General features: G+C 71.1%; 23 protein-coding genes. 7 read left to right on the top strand and 16 right to left on the bottom strand.

Going from position 1 to position 25,233, the window contains the following annotated elements; genetic code table 11:
• Positions 1 to 513: 513 nt before the first annotated feature.
• Positions 514 to 864 carry a DUF6233 domain-containing protein gene (locus tag ACWDA7_RS25080; RefSeq protein WP_450606435.1) on the bottom strand — a complete coding sequence of 117 codons (351 nt, stop codon included), beginning with the start codon at positions 862 to 864 and terminating at the stop codon, positions 514 to 516.
• Between the two features lie 314 nt (positions 865 to 1,178).
• Here ACWDA7_RS25080 and ACWDA7_RS25085 point away from each other — a divergent pair, with 314 nt between their 5' ends.
• Complete coding sequence (locus ACWDA7_RS25085) at positions 1,179 to 1,385, top strand: hypothetical protein (protein WP_450606436.1); 207 nt, start codon at positions 1,179 to 1,181, stop codon at positions 1,383 to 1,385.
• A 24-nt stretch (positions 1,386 to 1,409) separates the two neighbouring features.
• Here ACWDA7_RS25085 and ACWDA7_RS25090 read toward each other — a convergent pair whose 3' ends face one another.
• From ACWDA7_RS25090 to ACWDA7_RS25105, 4 genes are all read right to left on the bottom strand, one after another.
• Entirely contained in the window at positions 1,410 to 1,685 is a 276-nt protein-coding gene (locus ACWDA7_RS25090; protein WP_450606437.1) for a hypothetical protein, read from the bottom strand.
• A gap of 221 nt (positions 1,686 to 1,906) precedes the next feature.
• Positions 1,907 to 2,047, bottom strand: a complete 141-nt coding sequence (locus ACWDA7_RS25095) for a hypothetical protein (RefSeq protein ID WP_450606438.1) — start codon at positions 2,045 to 2,047, stop codon at positions 1,907 to 1,909.
• Positions 2,048 to 2,139: 92 nt separating this feature from the next.
• A complete protein-coding gene (locus ACWDA7_RS25100; RefSeq protein ID WP_450606439.1) occupies positions 2,140 to 2,583 on the bottom strand; it encodes an N-acetyltransferase family protein in 444 nt (147 codons plus the stop codon).
• Positions 2,561 to 3,760 carry a helix-turn-helix domain-containing protein gene (locus ACWDA7_RS25105; RefSeq protein ID WP_450606440.1) on the bottom strand — a complete coding sequence of 400 codons (1,200 nt, stop codon included), beginning with the start codon at positions 3,758 to 3,760 and terminating at the stop codon, positions 2,561 to 2,563. The genes ACWDA7_RS25100 and ACWDA7_RS25105 overlap by 23 nt, the downstream gene beginning before the upstream one ends.
• A gap of 208 nt (positions 3,761 to 3,968) precedes the next feature.
• Between ACWDA7_RS25105 and ACWDA7_RS25110 the strand changes: the two genes are divergently transcribed.
• Positions 3,969 to 4,469, top strand: a complete 501-nt coding sequence (locus tag ACWDA7_RS25110; RefSeq protein ID WP_450606441.1) for a DUF6415 family natural product biosynthesis protein — start codon at positions 3,969 to 3,971, stop codon at positions 4,467 to 4,469.
• A gap of 233 nt (positions 4,470 to 4,702) precedes the next feature.
• Here the strand turns inward: ACWDA7_RS25110 and ACWDA7_RS25115 are convergent, their stop codons facing one another.
• On the bottom strand, positions 4,703 to 4,921 hold the full coding sequence (locus ACWDA7_RS25115; protein ID WP_450606442.1) for a hypothetical protein: 219 nt from the start codon (positions 4,919 to 4,921) through the stop codon (positions 4,703 to 4,705).
• A 490-nt stretch (positions 4,922 to 5,411) separates the two neighbouring features.
• Between ACWDA7_RS25115 and ACWDA7_RS25120 the strand changes: the two genes are divergently transcribed.
• Complete coding sequence (locus ACWDA7_RS25120) at positions 5,412 to 6,686, top strand: vanadium-dependent haloperoxidase (protein ID WP_450606443.1); 1,275 nt, start codon at positions 5,412 to 5,414, stop codon at positions 6,684 to 6,686.
• Positions 6,687 to 7,696: 1,010 nt separating this feature from the next.
• On the opposite strand, the gene ACWDA7_RS25125 is transcribed toward ACWDA7_RS25120, so the two are convergent.
• Positions 7,697 to 8,236, bottom strand: a complete 540-nt coding sequence (locus ACWDA7_RS25125; RefSeq protein ID WP_450606444.1) for a hypothetical protein — start codon at positions 8,234 to 8,236, stop codon at positions 7,697 to 7,699.
• A gap of 147 nt (positions 8,237 to 8,383) precedes the next feature.
• On the opposite strand from ACWDA7_RS25125, the gene ACWDA7_RS25130 reads away from it, so the two are divergent.
• From ACWDA7_RS25130 to ACWDA7_RS25140, 3 genes are all read left to right on the top strand, one after another.
• Positions 8,384 to 9,070 carry a response regulator transcription factor gene (locus tag ACWDA7_RS25130; protein ID WP_450606445.1) on the top strand — a complete coding sequence of 229 codons (687 nt, stop codon included), beginning with the start codon at positions 8,384 to 8,386 and terminating at the stop codon, positions 9,068 to 9,070.
• 547 nt (positions 9,071 to 9,617) lie between these two features.
• A complete protein-coding gene (locus tag ACWDA7_RS25135) occupies positions 9,618 to 10,784 on the top strand; it encodes a sensor histidine kinase (RefSeq protein WP_450606474.1) in 1,167 nt (388 codons plus the stop codon).
• Between the two features lie 307 nt (positions 10,785 to 11,091).
• Complete coding sequence (locus ACWDA7_RS25140; RefSeq protein WP_450606446.1) at positions 11,092 to 12,573, top strand: multicopper oxidase family protein; 1,482 nt, start codon at positions 11,092 to 11,094, stop codon at positions 12,571 to 12,573.
• Positions 12,574 to 12,601: 28 nt separating this feature from the next.
• On the opposite strand, the gene ACWDA7_RS25145 is transcribed toward ACWDA7_RS25140, so the two are convergent.
• The 9 genes from ACWDA7_RS25145 to ACWDA7_RS25185 form a co-directional block, all read right to left on the bottom strand.
• On the bottom strand, positions 12,602 to 14,833 hold the full coding sequence (locus tag ACWDA7_RS25145; protein ID WP_450606476.1) for an SWIM zinc finger family protein: 2,232 nt from the start codon (positions 14,831 to 14,833) through the stop codon (positions 12,602 to 12,604).
• Positions 14,834 to 15,285: 452 nt separating this feature from the next.
• A complete protein-coding gene (locus ACWDA7_RS25150; RefSeq protein WP_450606447.1) occupies positions 15,286 to 18,090 on the bottom strand; it encodes an SNF2-related protein in 2,805 nt (934 codons plus the stop codon).
• A 132-nt stretch (positions 18,091 to 18,222) separates the two neighbouring features.
• Positions 18,223 to 18,732, bottom strand: coding sequence for a sugar kinase (locus ACWDA7_RS25155; protein ID WP_450606448.1), 510 nt, complete (start codon positions 18,730 to 18,732; stop codon positions 18,223 to 18,225).
• A 74-nt stretch (positions 18,733 to 18,806) separates the two neighbouring features.
• Positions 18,807 to 19,952 carry an ROK family glucokinase gene (locus ACWDA7_RS25160; protein ID WP_450606449.1) on the bottom strand — a complete coding sequence of 382 codons (1,146 nt, stop codon included), beginning with the start codon at positions 19,950 to 19,952 and terminating at the stop codon, positions 18,807 to 18,809.
• A gap of 127 nt (positions 19,953 to 20,079) precedes the next feature.
• Positions 20,080 to 20,892 (bottom strand): ATP-binding cassette domain-containing protein, encoded by an 813-nt coding sequence (locus ACWDA7_RS25165; protein ID WP_450606450.1) that lies wholly within the window; start codon positions 20,890 to 20,892, stop codon positions 20,080 to 20,082.
• On the bottom strand, positions 20,889 to 21,956 hold the full coding sequence (locus ACWDA7_RS25170; protein ID WP_450606451.1) for an ABC transporter permease: 1,068 nt from the start codon (positions 21,954 to 21,956) through the stop codon (positions 20,889 to 20,891). Before ACWDA7_RS25170 ends, ACWDA7_RS25165 begins: the two co-directional genes overlap by 4 nt.
• Positions 21,953 to 22,957: a sugar ABC transporter substrate-binding protein gene (locus ACWDA7_RS25175; RefSeq protein WP_450606452.1), complete on the bottom strand. Its 1,005-nt coding sequence runs from the start codon at positions 22,955 to 22,957 to the stop codon at positions 21,953 to 21,955. The genes ACWDA7_RS25170 and ACWDA7_RS25175 overlap by 4 nt, the downstream gene beginning before the upstream one ends.
• Positions 22,958 to 23,094: 137 nt before the next feature.
• The gene (locus ACWDA7_RS25180) at positions 23,095 to 23,844 is read right to left on the bottom strand and encodes a GntR family transcriptional regulator (protein WP_359403846.1); all 750 of its coding nucleotides are present in this window, start codon (positions 23,842 to 23,844) and stop codon (positions 23,095 to 23,097) included.
• Between the two features lie 100 nt (positions 23,845 to 23,944).
• A complete protein-coding gene (locus ACWDA7_RS25185; RefSeq protein WP_450606453.1) occupies positions 23,945 to 24,616 on the bottom strand; it encodes a response regulator in 672 nt (223 codons plus the stop codon).
• A gap of 170 nt (positions 24,617 to 24,786) precedes the next feature.
• On the opposite strand from ACWDA7_RS25185, the gene ACWDA7_RS25190 reads away from it, so the two are divergent.
• Positions 24,787 to 25,218: an N-acetyltransferase family protein gene (locus ACWDA7_RS25190; protein WP_450606454.1), complete on the top strand. Its 432-nt coding sequence runs from the start codon at positions 24,787 to 24,789 to the stop codon at positions 25,216 to 25,218.
• The last annotated feature ends 15 nt before the right edge of the window (positions 25,219 to 25,233 follow it).

Consider the following 25,233-nt stretch of genomic DNA (forward strand, 5'->3'; position numbering starts at 1 on the left):
GGGCACGGTTTCCACGGAGACCGTGCCCCGGAGAACCACGGGCCCCATGGACCCCACGAGTTCCGTTCGCCGAGCGGTCACGGTGACCGTTCGGCGAACCCTTCCACGAACTTCGCGTTCGGACACTATCCGGTTGACCTGCAGCTTCCGGGTTCAGAAACAGGTAGTCAGGGCAGCTCCCTGACAGGTCACAACCCGCGGATGGCTTCCCCCAGGTCAGGGCCGCAAGAGGTCCAGCAAACGACTGATCCGTCGGTGTCGAGCTGGCCCATGAACCACTCCTCGTCGGCTCTCACGAGGCACAGGTCGTGGAAGGAGACGATGAGGTCGGGTCGGAGAGGTGCGTAGTCGGTATGCCATCGATCAGCTGCCGATGGGTCCAGGTCCGCGGACGCCCCGGCTTCTTGCCCACCGGCAGCAGCGGCTCCAGTCGCTCCCACTGGCCGCCCGCCAGATCACCACGTCCCACGACCGCTGATCATCTACGACCTTGATCCACTTTCGCAACAGACCCTAGTCGAGTACGCCCAGCTCGCTGTCCGGCCGACAGTGCGGGCACGGGTCGACGCCCTCGGCGAGAGCCCTTCGGGCCTGCTCGCGGTTGATGCCGCGGTGGCGTTTCCCGATGCTCCAGCATCCGCCGATGTGAACGTAGACGGGTGGCGACTCCCGGTTGAGACCCTGCTCGATGATCCAGTCGGGCGAGGGTGGCCGCATCTCCTCGGCGCGCTGGCGGGCCGCTTCCCGCTGTTCTTCGGCCGCGATCCATCCGTCGATTTGCACGAGGGCTGCGGTCGCCTGCTGCACGACGACGCGGCGTGCGAAGTGCAGCAGGTCGAGTCTGGACGGCGAGAGATCGTTCACGTGTTCGATATTACGGCGTAGGATTCCCCTGCCATCTCCGGCAACAGGAGGAGACGCCATGGACGTGGACGGGCTGTTGCAACGCCGCGGCGTCGACGTCAGCCGGCTCGATCCTGCACCGCCTCTCCCTACGTGGGCGGAGGTCAGGGACCGCATCGCGCTCATGCCCGGGTGCACGCTCTGCGGCGGCATCTGCCTCACCGCCTGGGTGATCGATATGGGGAGCGGGCCCCGGTGGGTCGATCTGTGCCGCGGCCACACGCCGGGCGTACTGTCCGAACCAGCTACGCCGATGTCGCCCCGGGAGAGGAGAGGTGCCGCTCGTGGATGACGCGGGCCGCTATCACCTCACCCTCGCCCTGGATGACCGTCGGGTGATGGACGGCTGGTGGTGGCGCGAGAGCACGGCGGTCGATCAGTTCAGGGGGATCGTCGGCAAGCACGGCCGCCCTGGTGCCCGCGTCGTCCTCGTCGACACTGAGACGGGTGAGCTGCTGGCGAGCTGGATTGGGGAGTCGTAGCGCTGACCTCGGACTTTTGCTGGGTCAGCCCTCGTCCGCGTGCCGTGCGGCCTTCCGGAGTGCGGCCTCGACCTCTTGGCGGGACTCGCCCTGCTCCTGCGCGTGCTCTGTGACGGCGGTCTGGACGTCGCGGGCGAGGTCCCGCCACGCACGCCAGGCGGTCTCCCAGGTCTGGGTCTGCTCTTCCGTCCACTGGCTGGCGGTGGGCGGCCCGTAGCTGTCGCGGAGCTCCTCGACCCGGTTGTGTGCCTGGTCGGCTGCTCGCTGAATCTCTACGAGTTCATCGAAACTGTGCACCACACATGGATCCTATGCGGCGGTCGTCATCTCGGCGCGCTCAGCCGCAGCCGGACGGAACGACACGCCATGCGTTTCCTCGTGGTCGGGGCATCCCGCGCGTGACTGGCCAGCGCGCGCCCTCAAGAGCGGAGTCCCGGGGTCCCGGCGGTGGCCGGGCTTGAACGATCAGAGCTGTGCTGCGCCCGCCTCAGCGGCCGTCGGACGGCGGGACCCGGGGCGGCTCACGCCGCCTCGACGATGTCCGTCTCGGCCCGGATCGCGGCCGCCCACTGCGTGACGAGCAGCTGGTATTCGGTGCGTTCTTCGTCGGTGAGGGGCCGGGCGAAGGCCCGGCGGAGCAGCTGGCGGATGTCTTCGTTCACAGCCGCAGCGGACCGTGCGGAACCAGGGCTCGCAGGCTCGGGGGACATGGGACAAGCGTACTGGCGGCCACTGACAGCGGGGCCTGCTCCGGCTACAGGGCAGCGCGGTAGAAGGGCTTGTCCTCACGCGGCTCGACGCCCAGCGCCATGTAGAAGTCGAGCGCCAGAGGGTTGTCGGCGTCCGCCGTCCACTCAAGACGCGAGCAGCCGGCGGCCCGGCCCGCGTCTCGGACGGCCTCCATCAGCTGCCTAGCGACACCGCCGCGCCGGTGCTGCTCCCTCACGAACAGCTCTTTCAGATAGATGGAGGTGTCGGCGCCGGCGGCGGGCCAGAGGAAGCTGTAGGAGGCGAAGCCGAGGACGTCGTCGCCGTCGCGGGCGATGAGGACGGTCGCGACCGGGCAGTCGCCGAAGAGGGCGGCGCGAATCTGGTGCGGATCGGCTGGGGTGTCGGGACCTCCGTAGTAGGCCTCGACTTCGCCGAGCAGCTGGGCCAGGAGCTCGGTGTCCGCCTCAGTCGCCGCCTGGATCCTCACTGCCGCCCCTTTCACCAGCGGGCAGCGCCAACGCCTCACGCAACACCCGCACTTCTGACACCGCCCGTGCCTCCGGCACCTTAGCGGCAACCTCTCGGGCCCGGTAGATGATCAGCGCGGAGCGGTGCTGCTGGGGCAGGCCGAGGATGGTCTGCGTTGCGCTGGCTGCGGCGCCGACGGGGTCGCCGTCGAGGGCGCGGCACATGGCCTGGTCGAGACGGACGAGAGCGATGTCCATACGGTCAGACGCGGGGTACAACTCGAGCGCGCGGGCGTGCTCTGCAGCAGCTCGGGCAGTCTCGCTGAGGTGCGTCCACGCGTTCCCTGCATGGAAACGGAGCTGGCTCTCGCTGTACCCGAAGGCGGACCCGATGCGTTCCTCGGCGGGCAGGCGGTCCAGGGCCGTCTCGGCCGCGGCGAGGGCCGCGGTGCTCGGCTCGGGGGCGCCGAGTTGGGCGTGCGCGCGGGCTTCGAGGGGTGCGGCGAGGGCGGCTCCGACGCACGGGAGCCCTCCGGCGAGCTGCTGGGCGCGGCAGGCCAGTTCGACGGCACCGTAGAGGTCGCCGCCGTAGTACAGCTGGTAGGCCTCTTGCGCGTAGATCCAGGCGAGGGTGGCACGGTCGTCGGCTGCAGCTGCTGCGGCTCGGCCGGTGCGCCACCAGGAGCGGGCCCGGTCGTCGCCCAGTTTGAGGAGGGTGAGCGCCATGAGTCCGCACATCTGCGCGGCGGCGATGTTCAGCTTCTTACGCGTCGGCGTGGTGTGGCGGTGGGACATGACGAACCGTAAGTCGTTGAAGTCATCCACCAGATCGGCCAGGAGCTCGGATTCCGGCCGGTAGCGGGTGGCCCGCCCGTACATGCCGACGGTGTAGGCCCATTCGTCGAGGCTGGCGTCCGTCATGGGGCCGGCCGCGAGTGATTCGTTGAGGCCGCGCTGGAGGGCGTCTGCCTTGCCGAGTGTGCTCTCTCCGGGCCGGGCCTCGGCGAGGGCGGTGAGTTCTCCATCAGCGCCGAGGGCCTGGTCGAGGGCGGCGGCGATCTCGGGGGTGGGCCATCGCTTGCCGTTTTCGAGGTCGGAGACGTAGCTCTTTCCGCAGCTGGCGAGTTGGGCGACGTCGCGGACGGAGCGGCTGCCGCGGAGGCGCCGTAATGCCTGGCCGAAGGTCTCTCGGTGCATGAGGGGTGCTCCCTTGTCCGCGGTGTCCGCAGGCGTGCGGACTGGAGCGGACGCTGTGCTGCTGTGCCTGACGGCCCGTAGAGGAAACGCTACTCACAACAGCAGGCGAAGTCAGTGAAACGGACATGGCCTGGAGTGAGTCGAACCCGGCGACCGCGTGACCGCCCCCGGGTGTGGCCAACGCTCAACGCTGAGAGGGAGCGCCGACGTGCCGAACCATACGGCCCCAAAGACTGCGAGCGACACCCATCCGGTGGACGTCGTGACGATGCGCGCCACGATCTGCCGGCTGCTTCCACCCGATGAGAGCCCGGCGCCCGAGGGCGCCGAACTCGAGGCGCTGACCCTCCTACTGCGCGGGCACCTGGAGTTGCTCATTCCGGAGGTCGAGGCAGCCGCGTCGCGGATGCCGAGCAACGACATTCCCCGGTACTGCGCACTCGCGTGCCTGGGCGAGGCCCGCCAGAGGCTCAGGGAGTCGCCGAGCCCGGTACCGGGCGGCGCTATCGCTCACGCCCGCCGCCTGGCACGTGCGCTGCACGCCGTCTGCGACCACTACGAGGCGCTGACCGGGGTGGCCATGTGCCTGGTCTGCGACCAGCCGATCCGCGACGAGGCATCGCTGCCGTACGACCACGGCAGCCCCTCCGACGGTGCGACCGGAGCTGGCCGTATCCACGCCCGCTGCAAGGGCACGCGCCGTCGCTGACGGCCCCACCAGACTCCCGTCCTGCTGCGGTCCGGAAACCGCGGCGGGGCGGGCCCGCCCTGGCAGCCGACCAACAATTGCGTGATCTTGATCGCGAGATTTACCTGTCCAGGTAAGAACTTCTGATCAGAGGTCGCCAAGTTGAGCGTTGCAACGATGCGCCCCCTGATCGCCCGTCCTGTCGGAGGACCGGAAACCTCCGGCGGGGCGGGCTTTTGCGCAAGGCCGTGAAGTTACGGGCTGATTGCCTCTGTCGAGAGGATGTCGATGCTGATGGTGGCCTTGTAGGTGCGGCGGTCGACGCGCAGCCGGTTCTTCACCGACTTCGGCTCGGGAACCCGGTGGAAGCTCAGCCGAGGCGTAGCCCCGTCCGGGTCGAGTGTAGCGAATTCGGGGCTCGCCGTTCGTCGCAGCGGGCTGCTCGCGTACGACCTCACCCGGCGCGACAACATGCCATTTCCAGAACACGCCATTGTCAGCACGCGAAGGCAGGGTCCGCGTCGGCTACCGCCGTACCCAACGCGAGCAGATGACCACAATGCCGGAGTTGCGGCGGGGATCGGGTCCTTGCAGGCTGTATCTGGCAAGCGACCTTGATGACGTAACGAGGTGATCGGGTTGCAGGACCATGCGCGCCCGGTCAGCCCTCCGAAACGTTGGTGTGGGTGACGCGTGCCGCCTCACGAGCCGGTATCCCGGTGAGTCCAGTCGTGATTCTTCAACGACCGGCGCAGCACAGGCATCAGTTGGACGGGAACCGGCTTCGCAATCCCCGTCCTGCTCCGGAGCAGGTGTCCGGAGTACTTCTTTGCGGCACGCGCTGCGGGCCTCCCCGCTCGATCCGTGGTGTCCGCTGACCGTGTGGTCCGCCGTGGCCCAAATGGGCGACATGCATGACCACCGGCGCCGCAGCCCGCCACCAGCGACAAGGAGTCACAGAGCATGGGTGGAAAGCAGAAAACACTCGCCATACTGACCGGAACCGCGCTGGCAGCCGGACTCACCAGCCCGGCCTTCGGGTCCACCGCCCCTCACTCGCCGGCCCTGCGCACCACCACCACGAGGTCGGGGACGTCGGTCGTGGAGTGGAACCGCGAGCTCATCACCATCCTCAGCGATCCGAAGGCGCAGCCGTCCACCGTCCACCCTACGCGCAGCTTCGCGCTCCTCCAGGCTGCCGAGTACGACGCGGTGGTATCGATCACCCGGGCCGGCCCCGCCTACGAGTTCTCGGTGTCCGCGCCGCGAGGCGCTCGTGCGGATGCCGCAGCGGACCAGGCAGCCCACGATGTGCTGGTCGCCCTGTACCCGGCCAAGCGCGCAGGCGTGGACCAGCGGCTGAGCAGTCAGTTGTCCGCGATTCCCAATGGCCCGGGCAAGCAGGCGGGCATTGGTGTGGGAGCAGCGGTCGCCCGCCAACTGATCAGCCTGCGGTCCCATGACGGGTCCTCGGCGAAGCCGCCGCGGTTCCGCCCTGGCGACAAGGCCGGTGACTACCGGCCCACCCCTCCCGACTTCCCGGCACCGGTGTTCACCAACTGGGGCTCGGTCAAGCCCTTCGTGCTGGCCAGCGGACGCCAGTTCCGCCCGGCAGCGCCGCCGGCCGTGAGCACCGCCGCGTACGCCGCCGCCTTGAACGAGGTCAAGAGCCTGGGGAGCAAGACCAGTACCACCCGCACCCCCGATCAGACCGCGGCCGCGAAGTTCTGGGCGGCGGCGCCCGTCTGGAACGTCTGGAACGAGGTCGCGCAGGACCTTGTCACCTCCCAGAACGCGAGCCTGGAGGAGGCGGTGAAGGTCTTCGCCCGGCTCGACCTGTCCCTCGCCGACACCGCGATCGCGATGTACGACGCCAAGTACGCCTACCGCGTCTGGCGGCCCGTGACCGCCATCCGGCTCGGCGGTAGCTACAACCCTGGCATCATCGGCGATCCCAACTGGACCCCACTGCTGCCGACCGCCCCGGATCCGTCCTATCCCGGAGCTCACGGCGCCCTCAGCCAGGCGGCCGCAACGACGCTCGCCGGGTTCTACGGGGCGCAGCATCATCTGGCGGTGACGTCGAAGGGCGTCACGCGAACCTTTGCCGGCTTTCAGGACGCCGCCACCGAAGCGTGGCTCAGCCGGATCTGGTCCGGCCAGCACACCTCCCTCGACAACCGCGCCGGCCAGCAACTCGGCACCCAAGTGGCCGACTTCGTGGCAGGTCACCTCTGACCTGGTGTTTCTCCCCGAGGGCTACCCCGCCAGCCTAGGTGACCGGACCGCGGAGCTCCCAACGATCCGTCTTGGGTAACAACGCCGTTCTAAACCCCTTGCCACCACCTGCGCAACCGTAATTTCACGGCCTTGGGCTTTTGCGTGCCGCGGTCAGCAGTGTGTCCGCTGGCCTCGACGTGGCGGCGCAGTTCGCTAGGTGGCGCGAATATGCCAGGAACAAACCTAGCGGTCTGTTAACCCTTCTACTATCGTCGATAGTAGTAAGGCCCCGGAGGGTAGAGGACCGGAAACCTCTATCAGCCGGGGCCTTGCGACGTCCGTGGCCGCCGCGGAGGGCTCACCGCCGTCTCACGAACGTCTCACAGACGCGACGAGAGGCAGGCGACTCGCGCGCTCTGACCTGGACTCAGTGGACGCCACGGACGCTCAACAACTCCCCTGAACTGCCCTTATGACATGTGCCATGTTGTCCCGAGCGACGGCCCCAAGATCAGGACCGGGGCGTCTTCTGGCCCGTCAAAGCGGTATTGCAGGGGTGCGGCAGTCGTCTCACTCACTCGACTCACGCTCTCACATCCGACCATTTCTCATGTGCGGGGGTCGCAACCCCATGCGAGCCGTCCCACTTCGTGGCCGCTTGGCGGAGATCTTTCACGGCCGCCTTCACAGGTGCTTCCCGCGGTCCTCACCTGGCGGAGTCCGGACCGCCGTCGGCACTCCGGGCGGCGGTCCCCGGGCAGGGGCTGGGGGTGGGTGGCCCTGCCCGGGGAGTCCCACCGGCCGCGGCCCGTGGCTGCCACGGTGGCGACCCGCACGGCCTCGGCCCGCCCCGGTCGGTCTCGCGTCTGCCTGTGCCCGTTCGCCGGACAGCCGGACAGCCCGCCCTGCGGGTCAACTGACCCACGGGACGGGCCCGGCTGCCGATCTCACCGATCTGCCGACCGCCAGACGGCCGAGCTTTGTCGATCTGTCGGCCTGTCGGCCTGTCGACTTCGTCGTCCGGAGCGTCAGCGGTCGTCGCGGCCGCCGTGCGAGCCGCCGCCGTGGTGGTCGTCCCCGCCGTCGTGCGAGGCACGCCCATGGTGGTCGTCACCAATCGGGTCGTCCACGCCGCGACCCCGCACACCGCCGCGGTCGTCGCCCGCCGGGTCGTCCGCGTGGTGCCGAACCTCGGGGCTCCGGTCGCCGGAGCCGCCGTGATGCGCGGTCGGGTGGTCGTCGGCGTGCGGCCGGTCCGCCACGGCGGCGCCCGGCGTGCCCTGGGGCGGCGATGCGGTCCGGGAGTCGTCCCGGCCGTTGCGGGCGCCGTCGTCCGTGCCCGAGTGACGGCCGTGGTCGTCCGAGCCCCGGTCGTCCGAGCCGGAGTGGCCCCGGTCGTCCGTGCCGTGCCGCTGGTGGTGCGCCGACGAGGCGGCCGGGCCGGGGGCCTGGTGGCCGGGTGGTGAGGTGACGGCCGCGGCGGTGACGGCGCCTGCGCCGATCACGGCCGCCGCGACGAACACGGCTGCGACGGTACGACGGCGGCCGGTGAGCCGGAAGATGCTCATGACGTGTCCCTTCCTTCGCTCCGCGGCCGGTCCGCGGAGCCCGCCCGACGTGTTCAGTCGGACGGGAACCACCGTGCTCCACGCATCCTGAAGCCAGGCTGAACCTTCCTGAACCCGGCTTCAGGAAGGTTCTGACACCCTGACGGCATGCGCCTGCTGATAGTCGAGGACGAACGACGCCTCGCCACCGCCCTCGCGCGCGGACTGGCCGCCGAGGGCTTCGCCGTGGACGTGGCCCATGACGGTGTCGACGGGCTGCACTTGGCCCGTGAGCAGGAGTACGACCTGATCGTGCTCGACATCATGCTCCCCGGCATGAACGGCTACCGGGTCTGCGCCTCGCTCCGGGACGAGGGCGACGACACGCCCATCCTGATGCTGACCGCCAAGGACGGCGAATACGACGAGGCGGAGGGCCTGGACACCGGCGCGGACGACTACCTGACGAAACCGTTCTCCTACATCGTCCTCCAGGCCCGCATACGCGCCCTGCTGCGCCGCCGCGCCCGTACCGGCTCCCCGGTCCTGCGCGTCGGCGGCCTGCATCTCGATCCCGGAGCCCGGCGCGTGACCCGTGACGGGGAGGAAGTCACCCTGACCACCAAGGAGTTCGCGGTACTGGAACACCTCGCGCGGCACGCCGGTGAGGTGGTCTCGAAGGCGGACATCCTCACGCACGTCTGGGACTTCGCCTACGACGGCGACCCGAACATCGTCGAGGTCTACGTGAGCGCGCTCCGCCGCAAGATCGACGTCCCCTTCGGACGCCGCTCCATCAAGACCGTGCGCGGCGCCGGATACCGCCTTCAGGCCGAAGGGGGACGCGATGTCTAGACCGCTGGCGTCGGTCCGGGCGCGCGCGGCGCTCGCGGCCACCGCGGTGGTCTGCCTCGCGCTGGTCGTGGCGGGCTTCGGCGTGGTCACGGTGCTCCGGCACAACCTCACCGGACGGGCCGGCCTGGAGGCCGAGGTCACCGCCCGTACGGTGGCCGGTTCCCAGGACGCGCTGAACGGCCGGTTCGACCGGCTGGACCTGCCCGAGGACGGACGTGTGGTCCAGGTCGTCGACTCGGCCGGAAACGTGCTGGGTGCCGGTGCCGCCCTCGCGGGCCGTGCCCCCGTCGCCGACTACGCCCCGGCTGTGGACAGCTCCGCAGCGCCCGCGTCCACCGCCTCCTCCACTCCTACGGCACCGGCGTCCGCACCGCTCTCCCCGTCGGGGTCGGGAGCGGCATTCCTACCGCCTTCCCCGTCGGCGTCCGGGACGGCGGGCGTGACCGGCAGGGCCACGCACGCGAATACCAGTGCGGGCGTTCCGGGGAGCGTGCTCGCCGCCGTGTACGTCCCCGTCCGCGGCGGGATCGCCCGGACCGTGGTCCCCGTGGACGACCACGGGCGCCGAGGCCGGGGCGGCAGCGACGACGGCTCCGCCACGCCGGACGGGAAGACCGAGGAGCCGACCGGCGACGACCACGGCGGAGCCACCAGCAGCCCTCCGCGCGGCAAGGTCGGCACCGACGTGCAGCGGCGCACGATCCGGGCCACCGTGGCCGGCGCGACCCACGACTACAGCTTCGCCGCCGTACAGGGCACGACCTACGACGGCCGCACCTACACCGTCTATGCGGGGGTCTCCCTGGAGGAGGAGCAAGCCACCCTTGACCAGGTCACGAAGTCACTGCTGACCGGTCTGCCGTTCCTGCTCGCCGTGGTGGCGATCGTGACCTGGCTGGTCACCCGGCACGCGCTGAGGCCGGTGGAGGGTATCCGCGCCGAGATGGCGGAGATCACGGGGAGCGGCGACCTGTCCCGCAGGGTGCCCGATCCCCGGTCGGGGGACGAGATCGCCCGGCTGGCCCGCACCACCAACCAGACACTGGCCGCCCTGGAGAGTTCGGTGGAGCGGCAGCACCGCTTCATCGCCGACGCCTCCCACGAACTGCGCAGCCCCATCGCCAACTTGCGCACCCAACTGGAGGTCGCCGACGCGCACCCGGAGCTGCTGGACACCCACGACCTCGTCCAGGACGTCGTACGCCTGCAGCACCTGGCCACCGATCTGCTGCTCCTCGCCCGGCTGGACGCCGGGGAGAGTCCGGCCCACGCGCGTGTCGACCTCGCGGACCTGGTGCGGGAGGAGGTGGCCGCGCGAGCGGCGACGGACCGGTTCGCCCCCGCCGTGACGCTGGAGGGCGAGTCGCTCGCGGTGACCGGGAGCAGGACGCAGCTCGTCCGCGTCCTCGCCAATCTCCTGGACAATGCCCAACGGCACGCGAAGGGTGCGGTGTTGGTGACCTCGGCCGTCGAGGGCGACGACATCGTCCTCACCGTCGCGGACGACGGTACCGGGGTCGCTCCGGAGGACCGGGAGCTGGTCTTCGAGCGGTTCGTCCGCCTGGACGAGGCCCGAAGCCGCGATGCAGGCGGTGCCGGGCTCGGACTGGCCATCGCCCGGGACGTGGTGCTGCGGCACGGCGGCTCGCTCACCGTCGGGGGTGACCCCGGCGAGGGAGCGGTCTTCCGAGCCCGGCTTCCGCGCGCGAAGTGACGACGAGTACGGTGCACGTCCCCGCGGGGTCCTCCGTGCCGTACCGCACGAGCGGTCGGCAGCACGGCCCGCGCCGACGCGACGAGTGCCGCCGATCGGCCGCCCGCTCGCGCACGGGGCCGCCGATCGGACACACCCATTCAGGTGCTCGGCGTACTGCCGTTTGAGCGGATGCCGCCGCCCCGGGTCGCGCACCAGCCGGCTGTGGTCCTCCGTCGCCCTAGGCTCCGGAGGACGGACCGTCGGCGGTCGTCGTGACTCCGCAACCGGGCCTCGCCCGCCCGGCGCAGCTTCCCTGGGGAGAGATGTGACCAGGCCTACTACTCGTCGTTCTCCGCTGACCTGGCTGGTTGCCGGCCTGGTCCTCGCCACCGCCGTGCTGGCCGGCTGCGCGGGCCCAGACCCGGCCGAGCACGGCCATCATCAGACCGGGCCCAAGGAGAGCGGCGCGGACACCGGCCAGGGTCCGGCTCTGCAGGACCCCCCGGAAGTGGTCAGCCGCGACGGCCTGCTCAAGACCACCATCAAGGTGGAACGGCACAAGGTCCAGGTCGGCGACCGTCAGTTGTACGCGACCACGTACAACGGGGCGTACATGCCGCCCACGTTGCGGGTGCGGCCCGGTGACCACATCGACATCACCATGACCAACAACGTCGACGAGAGCACGAGGCTGCATCTGCACGGCCTGCACGTGTCACCGACCGCCCCCGCCGACGACATGTTCACCGCCATCAAGTACAAGCAGTCGTACCACTACAAGTACTGGATTCCGCGCAGTCAGCCCATGGGGACCTACTGGTACCACTCGCAGGCCGACCTGCGGTCCACCGCCCAGGTCGCCGGCGGAGAGTCGGGCGTCATCATCGTCGACGGGCTCCAGCGGTACCTGCCGCCGTCACTGCGCGACATCACCGAGCACACGATCGCGCTGAAGGACAACCAGATCCAGGGCGACTCGATCAAGACCCGTCCCCTGAGCATCGGCGCGCCCACCAACCGCACCGTCAATGGCCAGCAGAACCCCGTGATCAGCATCCGGCCCGGCGAGACCCAGCTGTGGCGTCTGGCCAACATCGGCGCCAACATCTACTACAAGGTCCATCTCAACGGCACCAGATTCCATGTGCTCGCCCAGGACGGTATCCCCGTCATCAAGGTCTACTCCCAGGACACCCTGCTCATGCCCGCCGGCGCCCGGTTCGATGTCCTCGTCCAGGGCGGCAACACCGGTACCACCCAACTGGAGACCCTCTCGTACGACACCGGGTCCGCCGGGTACAAGTTCCCCCAGGCGAACCTGGCCACCGTCGTCACCAGCGGCCCGAGCACGACTCCGGCCGCCATCCCGACCGACTTCGCCCCACACGAGGACCTGTCCGACGCGACGATCGCGGACCGCAAGACCATGGTCTTCACGGAGAACTACTGGGGCTCGCAGTACTTCATCAACGGCCGGACGTACGACCCGCAGAGGACCGACTTCACCGCCGTACTCGGCACCGTCGAGGAGTGGAACATCCGCAATGCCACGGAGGAGGACCAGTCCTTCCACCTCCACACCAACGGCCTGCAGTTGATGAGCGTCAACGGGAAGCCCTACGACCCGACCCACGGCTGGTACGACACGGTGAATGTCCCCGCGCAGGGCAACATCGTCGTCCGGGTCCGCTTCGCCGACTTCCCCGGAAAGACAGTCCTGCACTGCGGCATCCTCAGCCACAAGGACAGCGGCATGATGGCCGTCCTCGACATCGTCGACCAGAAGCACGAGCCGGAGAGTCAGTGACCGCCGCCGGCGGGAGGACCGACGGCGCTCACGCCCCCAGACCCGTCAGGGCGCCGACCGGGTCCAGGTCCGGGGTGCCCCGGGGCCACCAGTCCTCGTGGCCCGGTTCCGACTCGTAGGCGTACCAGAGGCCGTCCTGACCGAGGCGCAGCTGGACATGGCCGTCCGGGTGGGTCAGGCGGTTGCGCCAGGGGCGGAAGGCCGGCAGGTCCGCCGCCAGCAGCAGGGGGCGGGCCCGGTCGAAGCGGCCGGCCGGCGGATCCCAGGGCTCCTCCAGTACGGCCAGTGCCGTCCGGCCGCCCTGTCGCCACGCGGCGACCGCCCGCGCCAGGTCGGCCGGGGTCCGTCCGGTGGCGGCGGCCAGCGAGGCGTACAGCGCCCGCGTCCCCGCGGTGAGACCCGAACCCGGGCGGGCCGCGGCGAGCCGTACCGCGTCCTGCCACAGTGTCAGCTCCGCGACCGGGTCGTACCCCCTGGTCAACAGCGCGTGTGCACGGGCCGCGGCGTCCGTGGCCAGCTGGTCCAGCGCGAAGGGGTCCGGACCGCCCGGCGCTCCCGGATAGACCGGCGGCTGCTCGGGGTGGGCGGGCGGCGGCAGCGGAGCGGGGAGCGGCGGCAGTGCCCCACGGGCCACGGCGTCACGGGCGCGTACGCCGGGAACGGGTGGGACCTCCCGGTCCTGCGCGGCCCGGGCCGCGCGCGCCGCGTTGCGCCGGGACAGCGCGTCGAGCAACTCGCGCTCGCCGCGGCCGCGCAGCAGAAGCAGCACGAAGGGGTCCTGGTCGAGCAGGCGCGCGGTCTGGTAGCAGACGGCGGCCGCGTGCTTGCAGGGATGCCCGAAGTCGGGGCAGCTGCAGCGCGGTTCGAGATCGCCGGCCTCCGGGAGCAGCCGGACACCGCACTCGGCGAGGGACTGCGGGACCTGCTTGTCCAGCAGCGCGGCGATGTGCCCGGGGCGTTCGGCGGCCGCGTCCAGGAAGCGCTCCCACTCGTCGTCGGAGAACGTCCGCAACCTCACCTGTACGCGATACGGGCGCGGACGGCTCCCCTGCACGTAGGCGAGCACAAGACCGGGTGTGACGGTAATCGCGTCCACGTTCCCCCGGCCCGCGTACGCCCTGCCCCGCGCCAGCCGGGCCGCATCGAGGGCCCCCTCCTCCAGGGCGGCGACCCAGGCATTGCCCCACCATGTCCCGGCGAACCGGTCGCGCTGCGCCACCGGCCCTGCGGGGAGCGCCGCGAAGGTCCGCCGCAGTTCGCCGTCGCGCCCTGGAGCCGCCATGGAACGCGGATAGCGTGAGGTTGCCGGGGGCGGCTCGGACTCCGCGGAGCCGGGACCCTGGTCCGGGAGGTCCTGCCAGGAGCGGCTCGGCGTGTCGGGCACGGGCCGTGCGGACGGCTGCCGCGCCCGCGCGCGCCCGGGCTCCCGCCGGTCGTCGCGCTCCCCTTCGCCGGAGACCCCCCTGTCCCGGGAGGCCGACGGCGCCGGTGCCTCGAAGGCCCCGGCGAGCAGTTCCCGTAGGTCCCGGAGCCGGGGGGCGCCCGGTGTACCGGTGCGGAGGGTGCGGCGCTCCCGGTCACGGCTCCTCCCATGAGCGGCGGACGAATGCGAGGTCCCTGCACCGGGCCGGAGCTCAACGCCCTTCTCCCGGACATCCGTTCGCTCACCCCCCGCTTCTTCCCGCACCGCCCTCAGCGCCTCGCGCGCGGCATCACCGGGACGCGCCGCCGGTCCACTCGCACGGACGGGACGGGTGAGCGGACCAGCCTCGCCCAGAGCAGCCGCGTCCTGCGCGCCGGACTCCGAGGTGCCTGCGCCGGAGTGAGGCTCAAAATCCCTCTCCCCGGCGCCCGTGCGCTCGCCTTCCACGTCTGCTCTCGACACCCGCAACGCCTCGCGAGCGGCCTCACCGGGTCGCACCGCAGGTCCACTCGCGCGCGCCGGAACAGTAGGCGCACCCGCCTCGCTCTCGGCGGCCGCGTCCTCCGCGCCGGACTCCGAGGTGCCTGCGCCGGAGTGAGGCTCAAAATCCCTCTCCCCGGCGCCCGTTCGCTCACCTTCCACCTCTGCTCTCGACACCCGCAACGCCTCGCGAGCGGCCTCACCGGGTCGCACCGCAGGTCCACTCGCGCGCGCCGGAACAGTAGGCGCACCCGCCTCGCTCTCGGCGGCCGCGTCCTCCGCCCCGGACGCCGATGTCCCAGCACCAGACCGAGGCTCAAAATCCCTCTCCCCGGCGTCCGTTCGCTCACCTTCCACCTCTGCTCGCGACGCCCGCAACGCCTCGCGCGCGGCATCACCGGGACGCGCCGCCGGTCCACTCGCACGGACGGGCCCGGTGAGCGCACCCGCCTCACTCACTGCGGCCCCATCCTCCGCGCCGGATTCCGGGGCCCGGATGGCGGCCGCCCCGGCCGCCTCGCCGCTCCGGCGTTCCGCGTTCGCCCGCCGCAACGCCGCGCGCGCCGCGTCCCCCGGTCGCCCATCCCGCTCGCGACCGGCGACATCCGCACCGCCTGCAAGAGGCTCACCGACCCGCTCCCGCCCATCCCGCTCACAACCGGCGATCTCGACGTCGCCTGTGGGGAGCTCACCGGCCCGTTCCCGCGCGTCCCGTAGCGCGCGGCGTGCCACGTCCGCTGGACGTGCCGTCTCTCCCGGAGGTCCCGCGGCGCCGGTGTGGGACTCCTCGCCGGGTCCGGGCCGGGCGGTCACTCGGTCCTCCTCAGCGACACCAGGTCGGCCAGCTCACGGTCGGTCAGTTCCGTCAGGGAGGACTCGCCGGAGCCCAGGATCGCGTCGGCAAGCGCCCGCTTGGACTCCAGCATCTCGGCGATGCGGTCCTCCACCGTGCCCTCGGTGATCAGGCGGTGCACCTGGACCGGCTGAGTCTGGCCGATGCGGTACGCCCGGTCCGTGGCCTGCTCCTCCACCGCCGGGTTCCACCAGCGGTCGAAGTGGATGACATGGCCCGCCCGGGTGAGGTTCAGGCCCGTGCCCGCCGCTTTGAGGGACAGGACGAGAACCGGGGTCGCTCCGCTCTGGAAGCGGTCCACCATCCGCTCACGCTCGGGCACCGGTGTGCCGCCGTGCAGCAGGTCGGCGGGTACCGCGCGCGAGGCCAGATGTGTGCTGATCAGCCGGGCCATGCCGACGTACTGCGTGAAGACCAGCGCCGAGCCGTCCTCCGTCAGCAGTGTGTCCAACAGCTCGTCCAGCAGCGCGAGTTTGCCGGACCGGGCGATAAGGCCGGTGGCCGTGCCCGTGTCCTCCTTCAGATACAGCGCCGGGTGGTCGCAGATCTGCTTGAGCGCGCCGAGAAGCTTCAGCACCAGCCCACGGCGGGCGATGCCCTGCGCCGTCTCGATCGCCAGCATGGACTCGCGTACCACCGCCTCGTACAGCGCGGCCTGTTCGCGGGTGAGCGGCACCGGGTGGTCCGTCTCCGTCTTCGGCGGAAGCTCGGGGACGATGCCCGGGTCGGACTTCTTGCGGCGCAGCAGGAAGGGGCGGACCAGGCGGGCCAGCCGCTCCACCGCCTGCGCGTCCTCGCCGTTCTCCACGGCGCGTGCGTGCCGGGCGCGGAAGGATTTCAGCGGGCCGAGCAGTCCCGGGGTCGTCCAGTCGAGCAGTGCCCACAGCTCGGAGAGGTTGTTCTCCACAGGGGTGCCGGTGAGGGCCACGCGGGCGGGCGACGGGATCGTGCGCAGGGCCTTGGCGGTCGCCGAGTACGGGTTCTTCACGTGCTGCGCCTCGTCGGCGACGACCAGGCCCCAGCTCTGTTCGGCGAGCCGGGGCGCCGCCGTCCGCATCGTCCCGTACGTGGTGAGCACGAAGCCGCCGTCCAGGTCGTCCAGGATCCGCTCGGCGCCGTGGAAGCGGCGGACCGGGACTCCGGGGGCGAACCGGGTGATCTCCCGCTGCCAGTTGCCGAGCAGGGAGGCCGGGCAGACCACCAGGGTCGGCTCGCGGCGCGCCCGGCGCAGATGCAGGGCGATGACCGTGACCGTCTTGCCGAGGCCCATGTCGTCGGCGAGGCAGCCGCCGAGGCCGAGGGAGGTCATCAGGTCCAGCCAGGCCAGGCCGCGCAGTTGGTAGTCCCGCAGGCGTGCGCTGAGGCCGGCGGGCGGCTCCGCGGGGCCAGTGCCCGCCGTCAACCGGTCCCGGAGTGCGGCCAGCGCGCCGACCGGCACCGCCTGCACCGTCTCGCCGTCCACCTCCGCGGTGCCGGTGAGCGCGACGGAGAGCGCGTCCACCGGATCGAGCAGGCCCAGTTCGCGCTTGCGGGCCTTGCGGACGAGCGCGGGGTCGACCAGAACCCACCGGTCGCGCAGCCGGACGACCGGGCGGTGGGCCTCCGCGAGAGCGTCCATCTCGGCCTCGGTGAGCGGTTCGCCGCCGAGCGCCAACTGCCACCGGAACTGGAGCAGGTCCTCGGTCTCGAAGAAGCCCGTGCCGTCGGTCGCCGAGCCGGGAGCGGGCCGTACGACCGCGGCCGCGGTCAGGTCCTGCGCCAGGTCGCGGGGCCAGTGCACCGCGACCCCGGCCGCGCCCAGCCGGCCGGCCGCGGCGCCCAGCAGATCACCGAGCTCTTCCTCGGAGAGCGCCAGGACGTCCGGCACGTCCTGCTCGCACAGCCGGTCCAGCGGCGGCCATACCCGGGCCGCGCGCCGTACGGCCAGGGCGGCGTCCACCCGGGTACGTGGGCCGAAGACCGCGTCCGCCTCACCGGCCCAGAGCGCCGCCGCGTCGACGACGAGGGTCGGGTCGGCGAGGCTGTGCACCTGCACGACGGCAGCCCCGGCGCGGTGGGCGCCCTCGCCGTCGTCGAACAGGTCGTACGCCGACAGGTCCAGGCGCAGCGAGATCCGTACGCCCGCGTCCATCCCCGCCGCGACCTCGGCCGCCCAGTCGTGCGCGTGCGGCAGACGCTGCGGCTCGCGCCCGGCGAACGGGCCGCCAGCGGTATGGGCGGCGGCCGGGGTGCGCGGCAGGGCGTCGGCCACCGCGTCGAGGAAGGCGCGCACCAGAGCCTCGGGCTCGGGCAGCAGCAGGGGTCCTCGGCCCGGGAGCGGGACGGCATGGCCCTCGTACGGAAGCGCGGCGGCGATCGCCCTGAGGTGGGTGATGTCGTCCGGTTCCAGCGGCCCGGCCCGCCAGGCGTCGTATCCGTCCGGGGTGAGCCCGGGCAGCAGGCGCCCCCGCGCGACCAGCCGCAGCGCGTGCAGCGTGGCCGCGCCCCAGCAGGCGGTGGCCGGGTGGGCGGCGGGATCGCGGCGGGCACGGGCGAGCAGGGGCAGCGCGTCGGCGATCGGCAGCAGCAGCGCGGGCACGCCACCTCGGCGCACTCCGGACCCGTGAGGGCGGACGACCGTCAGTTCCTCCATGGCGCCCGACGGCGGCGGTCCGCCCTCCGGGTCCCAGAACGCGACCCGGCTCTCGCGGGGCAGTGGCGCGGGCAGGAAGACGGCGGCCAGTCTCACGGGCACGGCGGCCTCGGCCACCTGCTCTCCCATACGTCCGGTCACCTCCCGCCGTCGCGTCGCGTCAGACGTCTTCGACTGTACGGGCGGGGTCCGACAATCGGCTCCGACTCCGGCCGGAGCACGGACGGGCGGGCCTGAGCCGGGGTCCCCTGGAGCGGTGCGTCAGGGGATGGTGCGGGACACCACGTACACCGTGGGCTGCAGGGGGTGGGACTTGTTCACCACGATGTCCAGGGTGGGCGCCGGGTTCTTCTGCTTGTGGACGAGGCCGTACCAGGAACCGGGCCGGGTGAAGTCCCAGCTGACGATGTTCTGGTCGCGCCCGCTGATGGCGATGTCGTCCTGCTTCAGCGCGGCCTGGGTGGTCTTCAGGTGGCCCAGGAACCGGGTCAGGCCGGCGTCGTCGGTGTCGAACTGGACGTAGAGCCTGCTGGTCTTCCAGTTGTTCGTCTCGTAGTACGCGACGTTCGTGGCGCCCATCGGAATCGTCACCTGGTAGATACGGCGCTGGACGCGCGAGGGCCAGCCGACGGTGAGGCCGGTGGCCGAGTACTTGGCCTCCTTGTCCTTGCCGCTGTTGCGGCTCTGGTTCGCGGAGATCACCAGGTAGCCGGCCGGGACGCCGATGAGCAACACGATGGTCAGCAGGGTCAGCGCCCGGCGGCGGATCATGTGCCACCGGCTCTCCGGAGGCCTCGAGGGCTCGTCCGGCGGCGACGACTGACGCGGTATCGAGGCGGCGGCCGTCACAGCGTCCCCTTGGCGGTGCGGCGGGCCTGCGCGTACCGCTCGTAGCGTTCGTACCGCTCCACGCGGCGCCGGTTGGCGCGCCGGAAGCGGCGGGCGACGAGCCGGGCGAGGTCCGCGGCGCCGACCATGCCGGCCTCGGGGCCGAGCTGGGCGCGCGCGATACGCGCCTCGGGGCGGTAGCCGCGCCCGGTCAGATGGCGCCGGAAGGCGTCCCGGGCGGGACCGATCAGCAGGTCGTCGGCCGCGCTGACGCCGCCCCCGATCACGAAGCAGGAGGGGTCGAGGGCCGCCGCCAGGTTCGCGATGCCGACGCCCAGCCACTGGCCGATGTCCTCGAGCAGCTCGACGCACATCGCGTCGCCCTCGCGGGCCAGCTCGGTGATCATCGGGCCGGTGATGTCGGCGATGTTGCCCTTGACGTGCTCGATGATCCCGTACGCCACCGGCGAATCCGCGGCGGCGAGCTCCTTGGCCTCCCGGACCAGGGCGTTGCCGGAGCTGTACTGCTCCCAGCAGCCGCGGTTGCCGCACGGGCAGCGATGGCCGCCGGGCACCACCTGCATATGGCCGAACTCGCCGGCGACGCCGAATTTCCCGCGCTTGACCTGGCCACCCTCCAGGATGGCGCCGCCGATCCCGGTACCCAAGGTGATCATGACCAGATGGTCCTCGCCGCGGCCCGCGCCGAAGCGCCACTCGGCCCAGGCGGCGGAGTTGGCGTCGTTGTCGACCAGGACGGGCACGGCGAGCCGCCCCGCCAGCCGGTCGCGCAGGGGCTCGTTGCGCCAGGACAGGTGCGGGGCGAACAGGATTCGGTTGCGCTCCGCGTCCACCCAGCCGGCCGCCCCGATGCCGACGGCGTGCACGTCGTGGCGGTCGGAGAGGTCCAGGACGAGCTCGACGATGGTGTCCTCGACGACCTTGGGGCTCTTGGACTTGTCGGGCGTCTCGGCGCGGAGCTTCTCCAGGATGTTGCCGTCGGCGTCGACGACGCCCGCCATCACCTTCGTACCGCCGATGTCGATGCCGACCGTGGGAACGCGTGGCGCCGTCAGATGGGAGCGGCGCTCGCGCGTGCCGACGGTCCGCAGGACGGTGGCCCGGGCGGACCCACGGTGGGTGAAGTCGCGGTAGGTGCTCATCGGCCCCGATTCTGCCTCACGCCGCCGCCCGCTGCTCCGCAGGGGGAGCAGCGGGCGGTGCGGCACGGCCTCCGGGTAGGGGTGCATCGTGGCTCGTCGCGCGCATGCGGCGGAGCCCGGTGCCCCTTCAGCCCGCCTCTTGAGAGGCGCGGTTCTCCAGCTCGTGGCGGAGATCGTCGAGCTCCTCTCCGCCCGCCATCTGGCGCGTCAGCTCCTCCAGGGTGATCTCCTGGCGGGTGTGGCTGCCCACCATCTCGCCGCGCTTGAGCAGCACGAAACGGTCGCCCACCAGGTAGGCGTGATGTGGGTTGTGGGTGATGAAAACAACACCCAGGCCCTCGCCCCCTGCGGCCGCCACATATTTGAGGACCATGCCGGACTGCTTGACGCCCAGTGCCGCCGTCGGCTCGTCCAGGACCAGCACCTTGGCACCGAAGTACACGGCCCGCGCGATCGCCACGCACTGACGTTCGCCACCGGACAGGGTGCCGATGGGCTGGTCGACGTCGCGCAGGTCGATGCCCATGCGCAGCAGCTGCTCGCGTGTCGTACGCCGCATGAAGTCGACGTCGAGGCGCTTGAAGGGGCCGATGCCCCTGCGCGGCTCGGAGCCGAGGAAGAAGTTGCGCCACACGGGCATCAGGGGGACCACCGCGAGGTCCTGGTAAACCGTGGCGATCCCCCGGTCCAGCGCCTCGCGCGGGGAGGACAGACGGGTCTCCTCGCCCTCGATACGGAAGCTCCCCGAGTCGTGCCGGTGCAGCCCGGCGACGATCTTGATGAGGGTGGACTTGCCCGCGCCGTTGTCGCCGAGGACGCAGGTGATCTCGCCCGCGTGGACCTCCAGCCCGACGCCGTCGAGCGCACGGACGTTGCCGTACTGCTTGCCGACGCCTTCGAGGTGGACGAGCGCGGTGCGCTCCGTGACGTCCGTCGTCATGTCGTGGCCTCCGCACGCTTGCGGACCCAGGCGTTGAGCAGGGTCGCGAGGAGCAGCATCGCTCCCAGGAAGAACTTGAACCAGTCGGGGTTCCACTGAGCGAAGACGATGCCCTTGCCGGTCATGCCGAAGATGAACGCGCCGACCGCGGAACCGACCGCGGAACCGTAGCCGCCGGTGATCAGGCAGCCGCCGATCACCGCCGCGATGATGTAGATCAGCTCGTTGCCGACGCCCTCGCCGGACTGCACCACGTCGTACGAGAACAGCAGGTGCTGCCCGGAGACCCAGGCGCCGAGCGCGACGCCCATGTACAGGCCGGTCTTGGTCCTGCCGACCGGGACACCGACCGCGCGGGCCGCGTCCTTGTTGCCGCCGACCGCGAAGATCCAGTTGCCTGCCCGGGTGCGCAGCAGGATCCAGGAGGCGAGGCCGACCAGGGCGAACCACCACAGGATGGTGATCTTGAAGGGGACTCCGCCGATCGTGAGCGTGGAGGCGAAGACCGCCCTGGCCGAGGAGCAGCCGTCCATGTCGGAGATCGACTTGGTGGAGACCGTGCCGCTGATCAGCTTGGTCAGGCCGAGGTTCACCCCCGTCAGCATCAGGAACGTACCGAGCGTGACGATGAAGCTCGGCAGTCTCGTGCGGGTCAGCACGACTCCGTTGAAGGCCCCGATCGCCAGCGTGACCAGCAGGGACACGCCCACGCCCACCCAGACGTTGGCCGTCATCTGGTAGCTGAACATCGAGGAGACCAGCGCCGACGTCGTCACCAGGACACCGGCGGACAGGTCGAACTCGCCGCCGATCATCAGCAGGGCGACCGGCACGGCCATGATGCCGATCGTCGAGGCCGCGTACAGGACGGTGCTGAGGCTGGACGCCCGCAGGAAACTGTCGGCGGCGAGTGAGAAGAAGAGGAAGACGGCGAGCGCGCCGACCACCGAGCCCAGCTCGGGCCTGCCGAGGACTCGCTTCAGCGGCGAGGTCCTCAGGAGCCGCTCGTCCGCCGTCCGCTCCTGCTGCGTCTTGGGCGCGGAGCCCGGTGCCGTGACGGTCATCGTGTCCCCCGCTTCGTGTACTGCTCGAGGGCCGCGGCCTGGTCCTTGGTGACGATCTGCGGTCCGGTGAGGACCGGGTTGCCGCCGCCGAGGACATCGGCGTTGTACTTGTGGAGCCAGAGCTGGTCGACCGCCTCGTAACCCTGCAGGTACGGCTGCTGATCGACGGCGAAGCCGAGGGTCCCGTCCTTCAGCCCGGCCGCGACCTTGGCGTTCAGGTCGAAGGTGTCGATCTCCGCCCCGCTGCCGGCGTCGGCCTTGGCCTTCACGGCGGTGTCGGCATAGGGGGCGCCGAGGGTGACGACCGCGTCGACGGACTTGTCCGACTGGAGCCGGGCCTCCACGGCGGACTGCACGTCCGGCATGTTGGTGCCGTTGACGTACAGGTTCTCAACGGTGCCGTGGAAGGTCTTCTTGACGCCCGCGCAGCGCTGTTCGTGACCCACGTTGCCCTGCTCGTGCAGCACGCACAGGACCTTCTTCCTGCCGCGCTTGTCGAGCTCCTGGCCCACCGCCTCGCCGGCGATCGTCTCGTCCTGGCCTATGTGGGTGAGCGCACCGAACGCCTTGGACTGAGCGGAGCCCGAGTTGACCGTGACCACCGGGATGCCGGCCTTCTCGGCCCGCGCCACGGCGGCCTTCATCGCCTCGGGCTTGGCCAGCGTGACGATGATGCCGTCGACCTTCTGGTCGACCGCGGCATCCACGAGCTGCGCCTGCTGCTGCGCGTTGGCGTCGTGCGAGTACAGGAAGTCGATGTTGTCCTTTACAGCGGCCTGCTTCGCGCCGCTCTGCACGATGTCCCAGAAGGTGTCACCATCACCCGAATGGGTGATCATCGCAAAGGTCCACCGGGGCGTGTCCACCGCTGCGCGGCCCTGGGCGGAAGCGGCATTGCGGGCGTCCTCGGCACGCTTGCCGCCGTGGCTGCTGCACCCCGCGAGGGATAGGCCGAGCGCTCCTGCGAGCGCGATGGTTGCCCAGGTCCTGGTCCGTGCCACGAGGCCGTGCCCTTCTTGCGTAGTTGCTTTGAACTACCAAGTATCGCCGACGGCGGATCGACGCCGCAGGTCAGGGGCCTGGTGGACGGTGGGAGGACGGTCTCAGGGGCGGGCTCGGGGGCGGATTCGGCCCGAATTCAGGGGCGGACGAGCAGCTGGAACTCGAAGGAGTAGCGCGAGGCGCGGTACGTATGGGTGCCGAACTCGACGGCACGGCCGGTGTCGTCGAACGTGGTGCGCTGCATGGTGAGCAGCGGGGCGCCCTCAGGCTCGCCGAGCCGTTCGCCCTCGACCGCGGTGGCGGCGCGGGCCCCGACGGACTGCCGGGCGCTGTGCAGCGTGATGCCAGTGGCCCGCATCAGCCGGTACAGGCCGGTCGACTCAAGCTGCTCGGTGTCGAGGTCGAGCAGGCCGGCCGGCAGGTAGTTGCACAGGTACGCCATCGGCTCGCCGTGCGCGAGACGCAGCCGCTCGAGCCGGTGCACCTCGCTGCCCTCGGGCACGCCGAGCGCGGCGGCGACCTCGGCGGAGGCCGCCATGAAAGTGTTGACGACCACACGGGTCGCGGGCCGCTGCCCGGCCGCCTCCAGGTCGTCGTACAGGCTGCTGAGCTCCAGCGGACGCTTGACCTGGCTGTGCACGACCTGTGTGCCGACACCCCGGCGGCGCACGAGCAGGCCCTTGTCGACCAGGGACTGGATGGCCTGGCGGACGGTGGGCCGGGACAGCCCGAGCCGTGCGGCCAGCTCGATCTCGTTGCCCAGCAGACTGCCCGGCGTCAGCGACCCGTGCTCGATCGCGGCCTCCAGCTGCTGGGACAACTGGAAGTACAGCGGTACTGGGCTGTTCCGGTCGACGCTGAGCTGGAGCGAGACGGTCGGATCCACAAGTGGTTTCGGCACGGCCCGAGCGTAGCTCCGGCATTCCTTGACGGGAAGTTGTGTAGTCCGATTGTCCAGACAAACGGAATCGACACCTGCGTCGCGCTCAGTGCCCGGGCTCGTCCAGCAGTCCCGCGTCGTAGGTCAGCAGGGCGATCTGCACACGGTTGTTGAGGCCGAGCTTGGCGAGGAGCCGGGAGACTTGCGTCTTGACCGTGGCGACGCTCATGTACAGCTCGGCGGCGATCTCCGCGTTCGAGGCGCCCCGGCCGACCGCGACGGCGACCTCCCGTTCGCGTTCGCCCAGTGCCGCGATCCGCTCGCGTGCGGCATGGCGCCGGGTGCCGGGCCCGGCCCCTGCGGCGTGCGCCATCAGCTGCCGGGTGACCGCGGGCGACAGCACCGGGTCGCCGGCCGCGACCCGGCGTACCGCGTCGAGTATCTCGGCGGGCGGGGTGTCCTTGAGGACGAACCCGGCGGCGCCCGCACGCAGCGCCCGCAGCACCTGCTCGTCGGCGTGGAAGGTGGTGAGGACCACGACCTGGGGTCCGTCCGCGCGGCGGCGCAGCAGCTCGGTGGCGGCCAGTCCGTCGACGGTCGGCATCCGGATGTCCATGAGGACGACGTCGGGCCTGGTGCGCTCGACGAGCCGCTCGACCTCGCTGCCGTCGGCGGCCTCGCCGACGATCTCGATGTCGTCGGCACCGCCCATCATGAAGGACAGGCCGGCTCGTACGAGGGGGTCGTCGTCGACGAGGAGCAGTCGGATCGCGGTCATGGCCCTACGGTATTGACCGCACGGCCCCGTCGATGAGGGGATTGCCGCGCCGGGCGCGGCGGCGGGGCGGGCAGCCGGTGGTGCCGCGCACCTCCGATGCCCGGCCCGAGGTGCCGTGCGGGGCGGGAATTCGGTTGACGCCGACGAAGGGCCGCCGGTTTTCTGCTGCGATGCCGAGCCTTCGCTTCGAACAGCCGCACGACGACGCCACGCTTGAGGACTGGCGTCACGTCCACAACGAGATCATCCCGGCGGACCCGCTCTCCCCGGACGACGTCCGCGAGCGGGTGACGCGCCATCACCTGGAGGTCGCGTACCTGGGCGACGTCCTCGTGGGCTGCTCGACGGTGCGCCCGCCGAAGGACGGCACGGCCATGGTCATCGCCCGGATCCTGCCCGCCCACCGCGGGCAGGGCTTCGGCGGGCAGCTCTACGAGCGGGGCGTCGAGCGGGCGCGGGGGCTGGGCGCCGAGGTGATCGAGACGATCGTGCTCGGCATCAACGCGGACGGTCTGCGGTTCGCGCGTCGGCACGGCTTCGTCGAGGTCGACCGCCATGTGGCGGCCGTCGACGAGGTGTGGCACACGCTGCGGCTCGGCTGAACCGGCCGCACACCA

This window comes from Streptomyces sp. NPDC001156, assembly GCF_053598275.1.